Here is a 16338-nt window from a genome sequence, read left to right on the forward strand (position 1 = left end):
CTGACGTCAGGTTGGGGTGTAGTTCATCCGGCAACGGCGAGATGCAGAGTATTGATTGGCTAGAGAACTTTGCGAACCACCGTTTCGAATTCTGTGATGTTGTCCTCTGCCAGCGAGGAAGCGCGTGCTTCATCGCCGTCGGCGATTGCCCTGAGGAGCGCGGCGTTTTCCTTGATGTGGCTTGCGACGGACGGCAGTTTGTCCAGGAGGTAGCACCATATCCGGGTTGCCAGGTTGTCGTATCGGACGAGCATCTCCTCAAGGCGGCTGTTTCCTGCCGCTTGGTAGATCAGCCGGTGCACGGCCATGTCATGGCGCATGAGAGTGCGTTCGTCGGTGGATGGATCGAGTTTGTCGAGAAAGTCCGCCCGTTGGCGGATTTCTTCACGCAGCTGCGGCGATGCGGATTTCGCCGCACGGCGTGCCGCGAGGGGTTCGAGGAGAATCCTGACTTCGGTAACCTCGGAGAGTTCTGCGAGGTCTACGTTTGTGGCGAAGGTTCCGCGGCGTGGGTGGGAGACGATGAGGTAGTCGCATTCCAGGCGCCGAAATGCTTCACGTATGGTGGTCCGCCCTACCCCTAAGGACTTGCCGAGTTCTGCCTCATGCAGGGGTTGCCCTGGCGGTAGCTCCAGGGTGATGAGTTGTTCCCGCAGTTCTTCGTAAGCAAATTGAGCAAGTGAGCCCACGTTTTGGACCTCTGGTTCCTTCTTCGTGATTGGTGGCGCCAGGATCTGTCCGGCTCAGACGACGGCAACTACATCCTTGCATGGAAGCCGACCGGGGTGGGCCCGCAGGCCCATGCCCGTCGGCCTCGCTAGCCTGCGTTTTCCTGTGCGGCCAGAATCAGGGAGGCCACGCGTTCACCTTCTGAGTATGCGCCGTGGGTGCCGGCCGTTTCTGAGGTGTAGTCTCCGGCGAAGTGCAGTGAGTTGATGGAGCGTTGAAGCTCGGGCAGGGCTGCTGCCCGTTCCGGGCTGAGCAGTGCGAAGCAGTGCTCCCAGGTTTGCGCGTGCACGGCCAAGACGCGGCCGCGAAGCTGTGGAGCGACTGTGTATACGTCCTCCATCCACTTCGCCACTCTCTCTTCGTCGTCGCCGAATCCCGGTAGGTAGCCGGAGGAGTTTCCGTAGCAGGTCAGCTGCAGGATGTTCGCCTGGCGGGTTTCTTCGGTTCCACCGGGGACGGGGTTGATGATGGCATCGAAGGGCATGCCGACGGTCACGATGAAAGCCCAGTCTTTGTATTCCGGGAGCCCTTCAATGTCCGCAACGATGTTCAGCGTGGTGCTTCCGGGGCTGGCAACTCTGTTGAGCGCCGCGGTCTTCCATTCGGGGAGGTTCTTGACAAGGCCGGCGACAACCGGGGCGGGAACGGCCAGGACTACGTGCCTGGCGTGGAGCTTCCCGTCACCTGCCTCTCCGCTGAACGAGATTTCGTAGAGGCCTTCCTCATCGACGGCCACGTCCGTTACCTGGGTGTTGTAGCGGACGGTGTGTTCGGGCAGGTGGTTGAGCAGGGCACGGGGGATGGCCTGCATGCCGTCGAGGGCGAACAGGCGGTTGTTTTTCTCGCGCGCGAGGTAGCTGGCAAAGTAGCGGAGCGCGTACTTGGCTGAGAGGTTGGCGGGATCGCCGACGGCGCCTCCGCGGATGGCTGTCGTAATGATTTCCTGGACTGCCGGCTGCAGGCCGGCGATCCGCTCTGCCACTGTCTCGTCTGAGAGCCTGTCGAGCTGCCCCGCCGAGGTCCGGTTATAAGCGAAGTCGTTGTACTCGGTGAGCGAGGTATCGATGAACTTGATCAGCTCGGTCTTTTCGGACTCTGTGAGATTGAGAGCAGCCACGACGTCTTCGTTGGTATGGGCAACGATGGTTTCGCCGTTGACGTGGATGCCGTAGGTTTCCGGGAGGAACGGCACGGTTTCGATGCCCAGTTCCTGTACGAGCTCTTCGGTTTTGGTGCCCCTGTAGACGAACATGGCACCGGAGTTTGCTGAGGTCCCGGCAAGCGGCACTGTGTGTGCCCGGCCGCCGACGTCGTGACCGGCTTCCAGAATGAGGACGTCCAGCCCCGAGTCCCGGAGATAGTAGGCCGCGGCAAGTCCGGCAGCGCCGCCACCAACAATTACTACGTCATGCAATGTGGGCTCCTAATGTGAAAACCAGTTCTTATGGGGGGAGAAGTGTGAGCATCGGCCCGTTTGTGGGGACTGCCCGGGCCGGACACCAGCTGTTTGAAAAGGGCGCAGCAAGCTCGATCATCAGAGCACGTCGACGACGGTGCAGTCAACAGATATATCAGTTAGGTAATACTGGTGATAGGGATAGCAGAAGTGGGCGCTACTTAGATAGCTTTTTGTTCGGCCAGTCGCGTTTTGATGCGTTCGCTGGCGTTGCGGAGGGAAGCTTCGTTTACCGCTGCTGCCGCGGCGGGGTCGTTGTTGCGTGCCGCGGTGAGCAGGTCCTGCTGGTAGCGCCAGAGGGAGTCATCTTCGGCTGCATCGAGTGATCCTTGGGCGCCGACGATTTTGTATGCGCGGCATTGTTGCCACAGTGTCCGGATTACTTGGAGCAGCACGGGGTTGGCGGCGGCTTGGTAAAGGATGGCCAGCATTGCTTCATCGTGGTCGAGTAGGGCCACGGCTTGGCCTTCGTCGATCGCTTTGCGCATCAGGTCGTATTCGGCTTGCATCCTGTTGCAGTCCTCGGCCGTGACTTTTTCGGCGCCCAGGCGTGCTGCTTCTGTTTCCAGGAGGCGGCGCACATCGTAGACGTGGATCAGCTCCTCGAAGGTCAGGTTCTTGACGACGGCGCCTTTGTGCGGCTGTCGTTCGGCGAGTCCGGTTTCCTCCAGGCGCCGGATTGCCTCCCGTACGGGCATCACGCTTGTTCCGACTTGCTCGGCGAGGTCGCGGACTTTAAGGCGTGATCCGGCGGGCAGGTCTCCGCTGAGGATGGCCGCGTGGATCATGTCGTAGACCTGGTCGGTGAGGAGGGTGGGTTCGGCGCGCTGGGATATGACCACAGATCACATCCTACGCTGGTGGGGTGGAGTAGCCGTGAGGAGCGCCGGTGTCTGGTTCGAGGCAGGTCGAGAGGTGGGCTCGCGATGGCTATTAGTCGACATCGTAGGTGTTGGCGATGTAGACGTCGCAGGGTGCGTTGTGGGCGACGCTGTTGGCCACGCTGCCCAAGACGCGTCCGATGCCTCGCATCCGGCGGTTGCCGACGACGATGGCGCGTGCTTCTTTGCTGATGGCTTCCCTGATGAGGGCGTCCGCGGGCCTGCCGCTGGCTGCGGCGTAGGTGATTTTGATGTCGCTGCCGAGGGTGTCTGCTACTGACCTGGCGACGTGTTCGGCTTTGTCCGCGTCGGAGACCAGCCACTTGTTGCTGCCGCTGCCGAACTTGTCCGAACGGTCCGCGTCAAAGGCTGACACCACGTGGAGAGTGGCGCCGAGGGCTGCCGCGAGGTCCCTGGCGGACTCTGCTGCCTTCCTGGCCGTGTCGCTGCCGTCGACTCCTACAACAATGATTCCGCTCATGGTTCAGCTCCTTTGCTTGTGTGCGGCACAGGTCGGCCTGCGCGTTGGTGATGCCAGACTGCCTCTGCAGGTGTTCCTGCAGGGTGGGGAAGCCCGCTTGGGCGGCGCCGGAAGGACTTCCGACGCCGCCCTGGCCAGAGTCGGGCTTTTGTTAGAGCTCGGTGGGTGCGCCCGGTTCGCCGACGGAGGGGTCGACGCCGTACTTTTCGAGGAGCTTCTTGATGGTGCCGTCTTCACGGAGCTTCTCGATGTCCTCGTCCAGTGCTTTGCCGAGGGCGTCGTTGTCAAGGCTGGACGGCAGCATGACCTGGCCGACCGCCGCGAACTGCGGGACGTTCGGGTTGGGTTTGACGTCGATGACTTTGGCGCCTTCGATGGGGGCTTCCTTGAACCTGTAGTTGGCGGAGGCGGCGGAGGCCACGAGGGCGTCGATGCGGCCGGCCTTGAGGTCGCCGTAGATGGATTCGTCGTCCTGGTAGATCTTGAACTTGTCGCCGAGCCATTTCTGCATGCTGTCGTTCCAGAGGTTGCCGGCGACCGAGCCGACGATTTTGCCCTCAAGGTCATCGCTTGTCAGGCCTGTCGTGGAGACGATGGCCTGCGGGTCGCTCCACAGCGGGGTGCTCAGGTAGACAATCTTTGTGCGTTCCTTGGTCCGCAGCCAGTTTCCGGAGCCGATGTCCGCGCGGCCGGACTGCACCGACGGAATAACAGCTCCGGCACCACCGGAGGTGGTGACCGTGACCTTGAGGCATTCGAGTTTGGCGATCTCGTTGATCAGGTCGCCTTCCATGCCGGTGACGTTGTCGCCCTCCAGGATCGTGGCCGGGGCATAGTCGTAGCTGGCTACGGTGAGCTCGCCTTCGGTGATGGTTTTGAGGTCCGGATGCGCCGGGGTGCAGTCGGATGCGCTGCCTGCGGTATCGCTTCCACCGCAGGCAGTGAGCGAGATGGCGAGCAGGCCGGCGGCGGTGCCGGCCGACAGCGCGCGCACGAGAGTACGACGGGTTCGCGTCATGGTTTTTCCTTTTGTTATGGGTGTGGGCGGATCGCCCTGGGGTGGGTGGAAGGGAAGGTTGTCAGTTGCGTTGCAGGTGCCGGCCGAGGCGGATTTCCAGCAGCCGGACGAGGCCGAGGAAGATGAGGGTCAGCGATCCGTAGATCACCGCGGTGAGTGTGTAGACGCTGAGGTATTCGAAGGTGATGGATCCGATTTCGAAGGCTTTGGACATCAGTTCGGGTACGGCGATCACGAAGGCAAGGGCGCTGCCTTGGAAGACCAGGACGGCGAGTCCGGCCAGGGGCGGCGTGGAGATCCGCAGCGCCTGGGGCAGGATGATCAGCCGGAACCCCGTCCAGCCGCGCAGTCCGGACGTGAGGGCTGCTTCTCGTTGGCCCAGTGGGACGGCGGCGATGCCTGCCCGGAAGTACTCCGAGGCGTAAGCGCCGGTGTTCCAGGTCAGGGCGATGATCGCAGTGGTGAGCGAGCTCAGGGTGATGCCGGCGTCAGGGAGGCTGAAGTACAGCAGGTACAGCAGCACCAGGGCCGGCAGTCCACGCCCGACTTCGACGAACAGGAAGGAGATCCACTGCAGGGGTGCGAGTTTGGACGCTGCCATCACCGCGAACAGCAGGCCGAGCGGGAATCCGAAGAGCAGTGACAGGCCGGTCAGCTGCAGGCTGACGAGCAGTCCGGGGGTGAGGTTCGGCATCCAGCCAAGCCATTGGGTGAGCAGGTCCATCATGCCACTCCGATCTTCTTGCGCAGTGTGAGGTCCACCCGCCGCGAGACGAGGGCGACGATGAGGCTGATCACGATGTAGAGCGACCCGGCGACGATGAAGGAGAGAAGGCCCTCGTGGGTCTGCTTTGCAGCTTGCTGGGCGTAGTAGGTGATTTCGCGGACGCCGATGGTCGATGCCAGGGCGGAGTCCTTCAACAGCCCGATGCCGTAGGTGGCGATTGCGGGCAGCGCGACCCGGAACGCTTGCGGGGTGATGATGTGTCCGACGGTCGTGATGGTGCTGAGCCCAAGAGCGTGTGCGGCTTCGCGTTGGCCGTCGGGAATGCTCAGCAGCCCGGAGCGGTAGATCTCGGCCATGAAGGCCGAGGCAATGATGGAAAAGCCGATGATTGCTGCCTGGATGGTGGTCAGCTTGAGTGCGAACTGGGGCAGTCCGAAGTAGATCAGGAACAACCACGTAATGGGTGGGATGACCCGGACCACGTTGATGTAGAGGGTGGCGATGCCCCGGACGACCGCGATGGGGGAGCGGGCTGCTCCGACGAGGACCAGGCCGATGATGCCGCCGATCACGAGCGATGCACCCGTGACATAAAGCGTGAGTCCAACGCCCCGTGCGATGGCAGGCAGGAGTTCTGCAATCATGTCCTGCTCACCTGTCCAGAACGGCTTTGAGGAACTGCCGGGTGCGTTCGTTCTGCGGGTCCGACATCACCTGTTCGCTCGGGCCAATTTCCAGCACACCGCCGTTGCCCATCACCATGATCCGGTCAGAGACGTCCCGTGCAAAGTGCATCTCGTGGGTGACAACGAGCATGGTCATGCCTTCGTCGGCGAGGTCGCGCATGACTGCGAGGACCTCCAGACCGATCTCGGGATCGAGGGCCGAGGTGGGTTCGTCGAAAAGCATGACCTTGGGCGACAGGGCAAGGGCCCGGGCGATGGCGATACGCTGTTGCTGTCCACCCGAGAGGCGGGCCGGATACGCCTTGGCCTTGTCGGGAAGGCCCACGCGCTTGAGCAGCCTTTCGGCGACCTCCTGGGCCTGTTCCTTGCTGGACCCGAGGACCTTGCGCTGCGGCAGGGTGATGTTCTCCATCACGGTGAGGTGGGGGAACAGGTTGAAACTTTGGAAGACCATCCCGGTAACGCGTCGAAGGTGGTCCAGGCTGGCCTTGTCCGGCATCTTTCCGCCGGCGACAACCTTGGCGCCGCCGATTTCGATCGTGCCCTCCGTGGGCGTTTCCAGGTAATTCAGGCAACGCAGAAACGTGCTTTTACCGGCACCGGAAGGCCCGATGATCGAGACGACTTCACCCTCGTTCATGACAAGGTTCACGTCAGACAAGACACGGCTTGCCCCATAGCTTTTGCCAAGCCCGGAAACCACGACCTCGCCGGACAGCGTGATCGGGGATGTCTTCGTGCCAAAACTGAAGCTCATTCTTTTTCCTTCAGATAGCGGACGCGCTAAGCCGGAACCCCGGCTGTGAGACGCGCGTCACAGTGTTGCCGCCAATACCAACCACGTCGACCAAAAAGCAGTCAACTAATATATCAACGCATGGTTCTGCATTTGGTGCTGCCGAGCAGCAGCTCGGTTCGCCGCCAAGATGCGCACCCGCCGCTGAATCCAAGGTGCTGTGAAGTGCCTCACAGTTGCGTCTTACGTCACTTTAGGCTGAGCAACAAGCTCCTGTCTAGATCTGTGATCACATTTTTTGGCCGCGGAAGAAATCGTCGAAAAACTCTTGTGTGATTTGTGATCACAAACTATGGTGGTGTGTATCACAGGGTGGATCAGGAGCGCGGACACGGTGCGCCGGCGTCAAGGAAGCGTCGGCCTGAAGAGCGGCCGGGGTCCACACCCAAGCATTGGCAAAGGGAAGAGAACTATGAAAGATGTAGTAATCGTTGGTGGCGGCCTCGCTGGCCTCTCGGCAGCCTGGCGGTTGCGGCATTGGGACGCTGTGGTCCTGGAGTCCGGCGACCGCGTGGGCGGTAGGATCCGTTCCGAGCGCCGTGGTGACTACTGGCTGAACTGGGGCGGGCACGTTTTCGCCGGTGCTGGATCCTCCACTGACGCGCTGCTGAACGAAGTTGGCGTGATGGCTGTCCAGATTCCCGGATCGCTGCAGGGCCTGTCGATGAACGGGAAGTTCATCAAGAAGGGCCACATCGCCACCTACCCGTTCCGCATCCCGATGTCCCTGTCCGCCAAGGTGGACACCATGCGGGCGGGCCTGAAGGTGGTCAGTGGCGTTGCCAAGTACACCGGCGTCGTGCGCAAGCGTGCGGGGGAGTCCGGGGCCATGCGGCAGCAGCGGATCTATGACTTCGAGAACAACACTTCCTTCCAGGACTTCATCGGGAACCTGTCCGAGGACGCCGCGGCCCTGTTCAAGACGACTGTTACCCGCTCTGCCGGTGATATGGACGAGATTTCAGCCGGCGCCGGCATCGGCTATTTCAGCCTCGTCCTCGGCTTCGGCCAGGGCCTGAGTAAGGGCATCGTCGGCGGCCCGTCCACATTGACGGAATCCATCGCCGCGGCGTTGGGGGACCGTGTCCAGCTCGGCGCCATCGTTCACGAAGTCGTCCACAAGAAGGACTCCGTCGTGGTCCGTTACCGCCAGGGCGGCGTCGACCGCGAGGTCGAGGCCCGCACCGTAGTCCTGGCCACGACCGCCGACGTCTCGCACAAGATCGGCGTGGACCTTCCGGAAGAACTGCGCGGCGCGCTCGGCCAGATCAAGTACGGCCCGCACGTCAGCACCGCCTTCCTGACCAACGAAACCACCGCCAAGCCGTGGGACGACATCTACGCGATCGCCGCGCCCAAGCGCTCCTTCGCCATCGCCCTGAACCAGGCAAGCATCGTCCGCGGAACCGAGTCCGTCCGCAAGCCCGGCGGCAGCTTCATGACCTTCTCCCCGGCCAGCCTCGGCAAAGCCCTGCTGGAGAAACCTGAGGAGGACGTCATCAAGACCCACCTCACCGATCTTGACCAGGTTCTCGGCCACGGCTTCGCCGACAGCGTCATCGAAGCCAAGGTCGACCGCTGGAAGAACGCCTCCCCCTACTGCTTCCCGGGCCGCGCCAAGATCCAGTCCACCCTCATGAGAGGCACCAACCGGGTCTTCCTCGCCGGCGACTACCTCGGCACCCTTTACACCGAAAGCTCCATCACCACCGGCTTCTCCGCGGCCCAGGAGGCAGCCAGCGTCCTGGCCACCCACCGCCAGGCACCCTCACAGGGCCTGTCCATCGTCGCCTGACCCCCTCCCGACCAACCCCACCCCAAGTACCAAACACGCAGAGCAGAGGAAACTTTCATGACCAACAACCTCCGTGGTGTCCTTACCGCACTCTCCACGCCCTTCAACCAGGACGAGACGATCGACGTCGAAACCCTGCGGAAGATCGTTGACCGCTCCATCGAGGCCGGCGTCGACGGTGTTGTCGCCGCGGGCTCCACCGGTGAGGTCGGCGCCCTGTCCTCCGAGGAGCGGCTGCTCCTGATCGAAACCGTCATCAAGCAGGCCAACGGACGTGTCCCGGTCATCGCCAACACCGGCGCCACCACCACCGCCGAGGCCATCCGGCTGTCCCAGGCCACCGAGAAGCTGGGCGCCGACGTGCTCATGCTCATCACGCCCTACTACGAACCGCTCTCCCTGGAAGAAACGGTCACCTACATCAAGGACGTCGCCAACTCTGTGAGCATCCCGGTGATGCTCTACAACATCCCGCCCGTCACCGGGGTGAACATTGACCCGGCCACCGTCCGTGCGCTGGCCGAGGAAGTGGAGAACATCCGCTACATCAAGGACTCCAGCGCCAACTGGGAACAGGCGCTGCAGCTGATCCACCACCACTCGGACGTCATCGGCACCTTCATCGGCTGGGACGTCTACCTCTACAGCGCCCTGGTCGAAGGCGCAGCCGGCGTGATGGCAGGCACCGCCAACGTTGTCCCCGACGAAATCGTCGCCGTCAGCCAGAAGATCGCCGAAGGCGACCTCACTGGCGCGCTGGAGCTGTGGAAGAAGGTGTACCCGGTCATCGACGCCCTCCTCTCCGTGCCGTTCATCCCGGCCGTCAAGGCGGGCCTGACCCAGCAGGGCCTCCCGGCCGGCTCCCCGCGCCGCCCGACCGCCGACCTGAACGCCGACGACCTGGCCCGCGTCCAGCAGGCCGTCTCCGCCCTCTACCAGAACGTGGGTTAAGACCATGACAGAAACTGCACTGTTCACCGTCATCCGGGCCGAGGGCACTGCCGCGCCGTCCCTGCCGCCCTTCGGCCAGTTCATCGGCGGGGCATTCGTCCCCTCCACCTCCACCGAAACGGTGGATATCGTCAACCCGGCCACGGAGGAAGTCCTGACCCAGGTCCCGGCCGGCACCGCCGAGGACGTGGACGCCGCCGTCGCAGCCGCCGTCGCGGCCAAAGACGCCTGGGCGGCAACCACACCCCGGGACCGGGCAGCTGTCCTGCTGAAGATCGCGGACATCATCGAAGCGAACCGGGAACTGTTCGAAAACCTCGAGGCCGCCAACACCGGCAAGCCCCCCGCGGTCGCCGAAGACGACATCTCCAGCGCCATCGACACGTTCCGGTTCTCCGCCGGCGCCGCCCGCGCCTACAGCACCCTCGGCGCCGACGACTACGCCGAAAACCACACCTCGGTGATCCACCGCGAACCGGTCGGCGTCGTCGGCGTCATCACCCCGTGGAACTACCCGCTGCTGATGGCCGCGTGGAAGATCGCCCCGGTCCTGGGCGCGGGCAACACCCTGGTCCTCAAGCCCTCCGAGCAGACCCCGCTGACCACCCTCAAGCTCGCCGAGCTCATCGCCGCAGAAGTACCCGCAGGTGTGGTCAACATCGTCACCGGTCCCGGCCGCGTCGTCGGCAACCGCCTCTCCGAGCACCCCAACGTCGACCTGGTCGCCATCACCGGCAGCGTCGGCAGCGGCCAGAAAGTCGCAGCAGCCGCCGCCGGCTCCGTCAAGCGCGTGCACCTGGAGCTCGGCGGCAAGGCACCCGTCGTCGTCTTTGCCGACGCCGACCTCGAGGCCGCCGCGAAAGGCGTCCGCAGTGCCGGGTTCTGGAACGGCGGACAGGAATGCGGCGCGGCATGCCGGGTCCTGGTCCACGAATCGGTGGCCGACAAGTTCACCGAACTCCTCGTGGAGGAAATCAGCGAGATCACCGTCGGTACGCCCGGCGCTGAAGGCGCCGAAATCGGCTCCATGATCTCCAAAGCCCACTACGAGCGGGTCCTCGCCGCACTGGACGACGTCCGCAAGGACGGCCACACCATCGCCGTCGGCGGCAACGCCATCGAAGGACCGGGCTACTTCATCGAACCCACCGTGATCACCAACGTCCCCGCCGGCGCCTCGATCACCAGCAACGAGATTTTCGGCCCCGTCGTCTCGGTGGAAACGTTCAGCACCGACGACGAAGCCGTCACCCGCGCCAACGAAACCATCTACGGCCTGGCCGCCTCGGTCTGGACCAAGGACTCCGCCCGTTCCCTCAGGGTTCCGCGGAAGCTGGACTTCGGCACCGTCTGGGTCAACTCCCACCTGGTCATCGCCACCGAAATGCCCTGGGGCGGCTTCAAAGGCTCCGGCTACGGCCGCGACCTCTCCAGCTACGCCCTGGACGACTTCTCCCGCACCAAGCACGTCATGTACAACCGAGGCTAAGCAGGCGTGACCATGTCATCCACGAAAAACCGGGCAGACCATCGGAGCGTTACGTCAGCGGTGAACAAGCGCCGCTTCCTGACCAGGATGGTCACCGTCCTGATCGGCGGCATGATCCTGGACGGCTACGTCCTCGGCATCATCGGACCGGTCTCAGGAACCATGGCCGAGGACCTGCAACTCACCGCTTTCTGGCAGGGTGTGATCGCCGCGGCAGCCCTCGTGGGCATCCTGATCGGCTCACCCATTGGTGGCTGGGCCGCCGACAAGTTCGGCCGCAAGCCGATCTTTATGTTCGATATCGGGCTGTTCGCCATCGCATCGGGACTGCAGTTCTTCATCGACTCACCGGTCCTGCTGGTCGTGGTCCGGCTGCTCATGGGCATCGCGATCGGCACCGAGTACGCCGTTGGCTGGCCCCTGATGGCCGAGTTCTCACCCGCCCACCTGCGCGGACGGCTGATGGCCGCCATGGGGATCGCCTGGTACGGCGGGTTCATGATCGCGTTCCTGACCGGCCACCTGCTCAACGAATACACGGATCTGAGCTGGAACTTCATCCTGGGCACCAGCACCTTCATCGCCATAGTGATCTTCCTGGCCCGGCTCGGCTTGCCCGAGTCGCCGCGCTGGCTGTGGAGCGTCGGCCGGAAGGACGAAGCCCGGGCCCTCGCCGCACGGTACCTGCCCGACGACGCACTCGACGACGTCCAGCACGAGGACGTGCGCAAGGGCAGCTTCGGGATGCTGTTCTCCAAAGAGTACTGGCGGTCCACGCTGTTCATCTCCGGCTTCTGGTTCTGCGCTGTGACACCGTACTTCGCGATCGCCACGTTCGCCGACAGTGTCCTGAACCAGTACGGCCTGGCCGGCGGGCTAGCAGGCGGCGTCGGGCTGTCAGCCGTGGCCCTGGCCGGGGTGGTGGTCACGTTCCTGCTGATCGAAAAGATCGGCCGGCGTGCACTGACCGTTCCGCCGCAGTGGCTGTGCGCCGTCGTGCTGGCAGTCATCGGACTGTGGGCAGGCGCCCCCGCCATTATCGTGCTGATCCTCTTCCTGGTCTTTTCGTTCTTCAACGCCGGTTACAACACGCTGACGAACGTTTACCCGGGTGAGGTCCTGCCAACCGAGATCCGGGGGATTGGGACCGGTTTCGCGGCCGCCGTCAGCCGGGTCGGCGCGGGAATCGGCACGTTCCTGCTGCCGATCTCGATGGAAAACCTCGGCGCAGGCCCCACCATGCTGATGGCCGCCGGCGTCGCGTTCGTCGGGGCAGCCCTGTCCCAATGGCTCGCCCCGGAAACGAAGGGCAAATCGCTCACGGAAGCTGCCGCCGGGTACGCGCACTGACAAACGCACTCCGGGGAGCAGCTTCCCCTGCCACGCCTGTCCCCGGGACCATCCAGGGGGCAGGCGTGGCGTTTCCCATAGGAATCACAAACGAGAGGACTGAGCCGTGGACCTGAGACGCATTAAGGACTGGACCCTCCTGCCCGGGGCCAGCATCGAGGTCAGGCAGCAAGGCCGCGGCGTCTGGAGCGGCCTTGTGGACGCAGTAACCGCTGACGGGGAAATCCTGTGGGTCATCGACCCGTCCGGGCAGCGGAGACTCTTCGAAAAGGCCGAGTTCTACGAGGCCTGGGCAATCGAGGAGCGGGACGGCTTCCACTACGAAGTCACAAAAAACGACGACAATCTGCAAAAAGTATCCTGATCCGATGGACCGGGCATAAGGCGTACATTGATGCCTAAGCCGACACGGAACGGAGTGCTTGCGTCATCGAATCACTGGCCAGTCTTGCCTACAGGGTCATTGCCGACAGAATCATCACCCTGGATATCCGGCCCAACGAGGCAATCAACGAATCGCGGTTGTCCAAGGACATTCTCGTTTTTCGTGCACGACCCATACGAAAAGACTGGAGGAGGAGCTGCTGGTGGCGTGGGAGATCCTAACTGCTAACTGCGTTGCATTTCGCTTGTCCCGCCATTGCAAGTCATCCAACCTAGCGAGTACTGGTGGCGGAATGCGTTATCCGTTTCGTCAGGATGCTCAGGTGCGCTTTTGCTTGAGGGCGACGTAGTCAGACATTCTCGTGGCCGATCTCGCGGCGTGTTGGGCGATGATGGCGGGGCTGTAGCCGAGTAGATCCATCAGTGTTCGGGCGTCCACTTCCTGGGTGAGATCGCGCAGCGTTGCGTTTCGTGCTCTTTGACTGTCGATGCCAAGGACTTTGAGTCGTCCGGAAAGCGTCGCAGGGTGGATGTGCTGGCCTGCACGGGTGCCGGGGAATAGCCATTTCGTGTTGGTGTTGGTGGTGTTCCGGTTTTCGCTTCCTTGGCGTTGGTGCCAAAACATCTCGGTTATGGCTTCGGGTATCGCTGCGGGTATGGGGCCCAGCTTGAGGAACAAGCCCACGGGCACGCTGTCGATGTCGTCATGGCTGAGCATGACGATCTTATTAATGGGATGGGCCCAGAGCAGCAGGATGAGGCCTGCAAGGCGCGTAGACGTGATGACGTGGTTGTCATCGAGGCAGTTGCGAACCAGTTCGATACGTTCGCTTTGGGTGATCATCGGCACGGAATGTGCGGGTCTGAACGGAACGTCGAGCTGCCCGTAAGGTTTGCGGCTTTGCCGGTTGAGCCAGCGTACGAAGTTGCGGACATGTTTGCGGGTGCTGGGCCCGCTGCTGAGATATTCATCGATGTGGGCTTGCCTGAGTTCGTCAGTTCCGATGTCATGGGTGCCGCGGAGCCAGATGAGAAGTTTGGCAGCTTCGGTAATCTCCTGTTTGGCCGCGTGGGTGACGGTTTCAAGGTTCACGGTTGGGTTGGTGGCTCTGTCGCGGATGCGTTTGAGGTGATGCCATGATGCGAAGCGTTCGATGATCTGGGCTGTTCCATCTTCGGGGAGGCCGCTGATTTTGGTGGCAAGCCATTGCTCGAAGCGTACGAGTCTTTCGTTGCCGCGTGCGGGCATTATGCGGTGGTGCATAAGCAGGTAGCGCAGGTGTTCGACGGCGGTGGATTGGGGGAGCGCGTCGAAGGCTTCGTGGGTGAGTGGGAGTGCTCGGTCGCCGATGGCGTTCAGGAGCTCCCTGGCCTGGGTGCCGGGGCGCATGTAGGTGTAAATGCTTTCGGGCCTGCCGGCTTCCGTTAGGAGACCGATGAGGCGGTGCAGGCTGAGGTTGTCACCGGGTCTGAGCACTGCGGTGAGGTCGTCCTTGAGAGCGCAGCGGATGCAAAGGCCGCCCCGGAACCTTTCGATTTCGCGGTTGCATCGGGTGCAGGTGAGTTTGGTGGTGATGCCTGCGCAGTCGCGGCAGATGGGCTGGTGGTCGGGTGAGCGTCCGGGGAGCATGCGGGTCTCTCCGCAGCGGGGACATCTCCCGCGAGTGTGGGTGGCCTCAGTGAAGCAGGCTCCGCAGACCGGGCCGTCAGGCCAGCGCACCCGGATCTTGGCCACCAGTTGGTTGCATCGGCTGCAGAGATAGTCTCCGCTGGAACGTGGCCGGCCACGGTTCCTGGAGGTCGGAAGGTCATGGAGTGTAGGCGGCCGGGCGGATCCATTGCCTCCGGTGGCAGGCCGTCCCGGGTTAGCCATCGTCCTCGACGATTCGTGCACGCACTGGGCGGTAGTTGCGCAGGTCAGGGATGTCTTCGCCCGCAGCCTTGCGATGCCGGATGGTCTTGGCCTCGGCGGCTGAGTAGGTGATGAGGTCGTTGGGTGTTACGTCCAAGGCATCACACAGCGCGACGAGAACCTTGAAGGAGATCCGTTCGGGCTCCTGCGTCACGATCCGCCAAATTGCGTTGGCAGTCAGGGTGATGCCGCGGTCGTGCAGGAGAGCAGCGAGCTCCTTGGCCGTGTGGACCCCTCGTCGGGCCATGATCTCGCGGACCCGCCAGGTGTAGGCGATTTCTCGTCTGCTCATGGGTGCTTCCTTTCTGAGGGCAGCTCCAGGGCCGCTTTGATGGTTCGCTCGTGCACTCGCTCAAGGGCGAGGCGCTGGTAGTCAGGGGAGGGCAGCGTGTATAGCGACGTCGTGTAAGCGTGATCATGGCCGAGTTGCAGCTGCACAAAGGTCAGATCAAACCCTTCGCCTGTGGTCAGGTGCGTGGCATAGGAGCGCCGGAAGGAATGCAGGTCCAGTCCCGGCGGGTATCCCAGCTCATCCAGGAGCTCATGGAGCCGGCCGTTCAGGTGCGACTCACCCACGATTTTCCCGCCGCTGGTGGGGAACAGGTCCGTGACCGGATAGCCGTAGCGGGGGAGTCCGTTTTTGATCCAATCGGCCACCATTTCCGCGGACCACTCCCAAACAGTGAGGACGGAACGGACCTTCTTGGCTGAACCCTTATGCGGCTTGCCCCAGCGCACGAGGACCACCCGTGATTTCCGAGGAAGGGTGCCTTGCCGTTGCGGGAAAAGTCAGACACCTGCAAGCGGCGAAATTCCTCGGAGCGCAGGCCCCAGCTGTAGGCCGACTTGAAGGCAATCGCGTCACGCCATGCAGACAATGCGCCCTTGCGGCCCGAGTCCAGGATCCGCTCGACCTCGAGATCTGCGAGGTCGAAGAGTTCCTGCAGCTCACGCTGGCTGAAAGGTCGTTTCCCGGGCCGTGCTTCCGTTGGCTGCGAATGTGTAACCCGGTTCAGTTCCGTCACGACTTGGGCGAAGACGCGACCAAATAGCTTCGCGCTTTGCTCACACCAGTCATAGTGCGGACTGCAGGCGTAGTCACAGAACAGTTTCACCGCGCCCTGATACGACCTGACGGTGCCGTGGGACAGGTTCCTTACGGCACGGGCGTGGGAGAAATAGTCGTCTGCGTCGCCAAGGCTCCATTCCCATGGATACCTGCCGGAGAAGTCCACGAGGCTCAGTACAACATTGCGCCTGGTACGGATTGTCGCTGCGGAGAAATCCTTCGCAAGCTGCTGGCGTTCCCAGCCATCCAGGACGAGCGCCAGGAACGAGTCCGGATCCGGCGTCTGACCGCCGAAAGGAACAAAGAGAACATTCCCGTCATCCCGTGCCATGGTTCGCCTCGCATCATCAAGAACCCTTTGCAATTTTCGCACACAGTTTGCGAGAAGCGCAATCAACCAGCGACGAAACCGCAGTTCAGGTCCCGAATACGGCACCCACGACGAGCACGGAACAGTGCGCGCCTTCAGCACCCCGGCAATCCTGTCGTCAAGGCAAAATCCGAGGTCAACACCGCCTTAGGGGAGGTGCAGCAGGCGTTTCCCACATCCTCACGATGTGCAGGAACAGCACTTAGAGTCATTACTACACGACATAACGTCCATTATCGGCGTT

General features: G+C 62.7%; 16 protein-coding genes. 5 read left to right on the plus strand and 11 right to left on the minus strand.

Annotation, left to right across the window (positions count from 1 at the left end):
• Nucleotides 1–59: 59 nt before the first annotated feature.
• From KSW38_RS23020 to KSW38_RS23055, 8 genes are all read right to left on the minus strand, one after another.
• Complete coding sequence (locus tag KSW38_RS23020; RefSeq protein ID WP_308169472.1) at nt 60–689, minus strand: GntR family transcriptional regulator; 630 nt, start codon at nt 687–689, stop codon at nt 60–62.
• 128 nt (nt 690–817) lie between these two features.
• On the minus strand, nt 818–2143 hold the full coding sequence (locus tag KSW38_RS23025) for a flavin monoamine oxidase family protein (RefSeq protein WP_216927637.1): 1326 nt from the start codon (nt 2141–2143) through the stop codon (nt 818–820).
• A 203-nt stretch (nt 2144–2346) separates the two neighbouring features.
• On the minus strand, nt 2347–3027 hold the full coding sequence (locus KSW38_RS23030) for a GntR family transcriptional regulator (RefSeq protein WP_216927640.1): 681 nt from the start codon (nt 3025–3027) through the stop codon (nt 2347–2349).
• A 91-nt stretch (nt 3028–3118) separates the two neighbouring features.
• Nucleotides 3119–3547 (minus strand): universal stress protein, encoded by a 429-nt coding sequence (locus KSW38_RS23035; RefSeq protein ID WP_216927649.1) that lies wholly within the window; start codon nt 3545–3547, stop codon nt 3119–3121.
• A gap of 151 nt (nt 3548–3698) precedes the next feature.
• Nucleotides 3699–4565: a substrate-binding periplasmic protein gene (locus KSW38_RS23040; RefSeq protein WP_216927658.1), complete on the minus strand. Its 867-nt coding sequence runs from the start codon at nt 4563–4565 to the stop codon at nt 3699–3701.
• Between the two features lie 61 nt (nt 4566–4626).
• Nucleotides 4627–5292, minus strand: coding sequence for an amino acid ABC transporter permease (locus KSW38_RS23045; protein ID WP_216927660.1), 666 nt, complete (start codon nt 5290–5292; stop codon nt 4627–4629).
• A complete protein-coding gene (locus KSW38_RS23050; protein WP_216927661.1) occupies nt 5289–5936 on the minus strand; it encodes an amino acid ABC transporter permease in 648 nt (215 codons plus the stop codon). The genes KSW38_RS23045 and KSW38_RS23050 overlap by 4 nt, the downstream gene beginning before the upstream one ends.
• 7 nt (nt 5937–5943) lie before the next feature.
• Complete coding sequence (locus tag KSW38_RS23055; RefSeq protein ID WP_216927663.1) at nt 5944–6735, minus strand: amino acid ABC transporter ATP-binding protein; 792 nt, start codon at nt 6733–6735, stop codon at nt 5944–5946.
• A gap of 451 nt (nt 6736–7186) precedes the next feature.
• On the opposite strand from KSW38_RS23055, the gene KSW38_RS23060 reads away from it, so the two are divergent.
• From KSW38_RS23060 to KSW38_RS23080, 5 genes are all read left to right on the plus strand, one after another.
• Nucleotides 7187–8569, plus strand: coding sequence for a protoporphyrinogen/coproporphyrinogen oxidase (locus KSW38_RS23060; RefSeq protein ID WP_216927664.1), 1383 nt, complete (start codon nt 7187–7189; stop codon nt 8567–8569).
• Between the two features lie 57 nt (nt 8570–8626).
• Nucleotides 8627–9520 carry a 4-hydroxy-tetrahydrodipicolinate synthase gene (gene dapA, locus KSW38_RS23065; protein ID WP_216927666.1) on the plus strand — a complete coding sequence of 298 codons (894 nt, stop codon included), beginning with the start codon at nt 8627–8629 and terminating at the stop codon, nt 9518–9520.
• A gap of 4 nt (nt 9521–9524) precedes the next feature.
• Nucleotides 9525–11009: an aminobutyraldehyde dehydrogenase gene (locus tag KSW38_RS23070; protein ID WP_216927668.1), complete on the plus strand. Its 1485-nt coding sequence runs from the start codon at nt 9525–9527 to the stop codon at nt 11007–11009.
• Nucleotides 11010–11021: 12 nt separating this feature from the next.
• A complete protein-coding gene (locus KSW38_RS23075; protein ID WP_216927677.1) occupies nt 11022–12359 on the plus strand; it encodes an MFS transporter in 1338 nt (445 codons plus the stop codon).
• Nucleotides 12360–12465: 106 nt separating this feature from the next.
• Nucleotides 12466–12723, plus strand: coding sequence for a hypothetical protein (locus tag KSW38_RS23080; RefSeq protein ID WP_216927679.1), 258 nt, complete (start codon nt 12466–12468; stop codon nt 12721–12723).
• Between the two features lie 339 nt (nt 12724–13062).
• Here the strand turns inward: KSW38_RS23080 and KSW38_RS23085 are convergent, their stop codons facing one another.
• From KSW38_RS23085 to KSW38_RS23095, 3 genes are all read right to left on the minus strand, one after another.
• Complete coding sequence (locus KSW38_RS23085; RefSeq protein WP_216927681.1) at nt 13063–14373, minus strand: hypothetical protein; 1311 nt, start codon at nt 14371–14373, stop codon at nt 13063–13065.
• A 235-nt stretch (nt 14374–14608) separates the two neighbouring features.
• Nucleotides 14609–14947, minus strand: a complete 339-nt coding sequence (locus KSW38_RS23090; RefSeq protein ID WP_216927683.1) for a helix-turn-helix domain-containing protein — start codon at nt 14945–14947, stop codon at nt 14609–14611.
• Nucleotides 14944–15402 carry a tyrosine-type recombinase/integrase gene (locus KSW38_RS23095; RefSeq protein ID WP_216927685.1) on the minus strand — a complete coding sequence of 153 codons (459 nt, stop codon included), beginning with the start codon at nt 15400–15402 and terminating at the stop codon, nt 14944–14946. The genes KSW38_RS23090 and KSW38_RS23095 overlap by 4 nt, the downstream gene beginning before the upstream one ends.
• Between the last annotated feature and the right edge of the window lie 936 nt (nt 15403–16338).

This window comes from Paenarthrobacter aromaticivorans, from assembly GCF_019038615.1.
Taxonomy (GTDB): domain Bacteria; phylum Actinomycetota; class Actinomycetes; order Actinomycetales; family Micrococcaceae; genus Arthrobacter; species Arthrobacter aromaticivorans.

What these genes read in the sequence shown, in the direction of transcription:
- KSW38_RS23035 (WP_216927649.1), bottom strand. Translation starts at nt 3,547, where the DNA reads ATGAGCGGAATCATTGTTGTAGGAGTCGACGGCAGCGACACGGCCAGG.
- KSW38_RS23085 (WP_216927681.1), bottom strand. Translation starts at nt 14,373, where the DNA reads ATGCTCCCCGGACGCTCACCCGACCACCAGCCCATCTGCCGCGACTGC.
- KSW38_RS23040 (WP_216927658.1), bottom strand. Translation starts at nt 4,565, where the DNA reads ATGACGCGAACCCGTCGTACTCTCGTGCGCGCGCTGTCGGCCGGCACC.
- dapA (WP_216927666.1), top strand. Translation starts at nt 8,627, where the DNA reads ATGACCAACAACCTCCGTGGTGTCCTTACCGCACTCTCCACGCCCTTC.
- KSW38_RS23075 (WP_216927677.1), top strand. Translation starts at nt 11,022, where the DNA reads ATGTCATCCACGAAAAACCGGGCAGACCATCGGAGCGTTACGTCAGCG.
- KSW38_RS23090 (WP_216927683.1), bottom strand. Translation starts at nt 14,947, where the DNA reads ATGAGCAGACGAGAAATCGCCTACACCTGGCGGGTCCGCGAGATCATG.
- KSW38_RS23060 (WP_216927664.1), top strand. Translation starts at nt 7,187, where the DNA reads ATGAAAGATGTAGTAATCGTTGGTGGCGGCCTCGCTGGCCTCTCGGCA.
- KSW38_RS23055 (WP_216927663.1), bottom strand. Translation starts at nt 6,735, where the DNA reads ATGAGCTTCAGTTTTGGCACGAAGACATCCCCGATCACGCTGTCCGGC.
- KSW38_RS23050 (WP_216927661.1), bottom strand. Translation starts at nt 5,936, where the DNA reads ATGATTGCAGAACTCCTGCCTGCCATCGCACGGGGCGTTGGACTCACG.
- KSW38_RS23070 (WP_216927668.1), top strand. Translation starts at nt 9,525, where the DNA reads ATGACAGAAACTGCACTGTTCACCGTCATCCGGGCCGAGGGCACTGCC.
- KSW38_RS23045 (WP_216927660.1), bottom strand. Translation starts at nt 5,292, where the DNA reads ATGATGGACCTGCTCACCCAATGGCTTGGCTGGATGCCGAACCTCACC.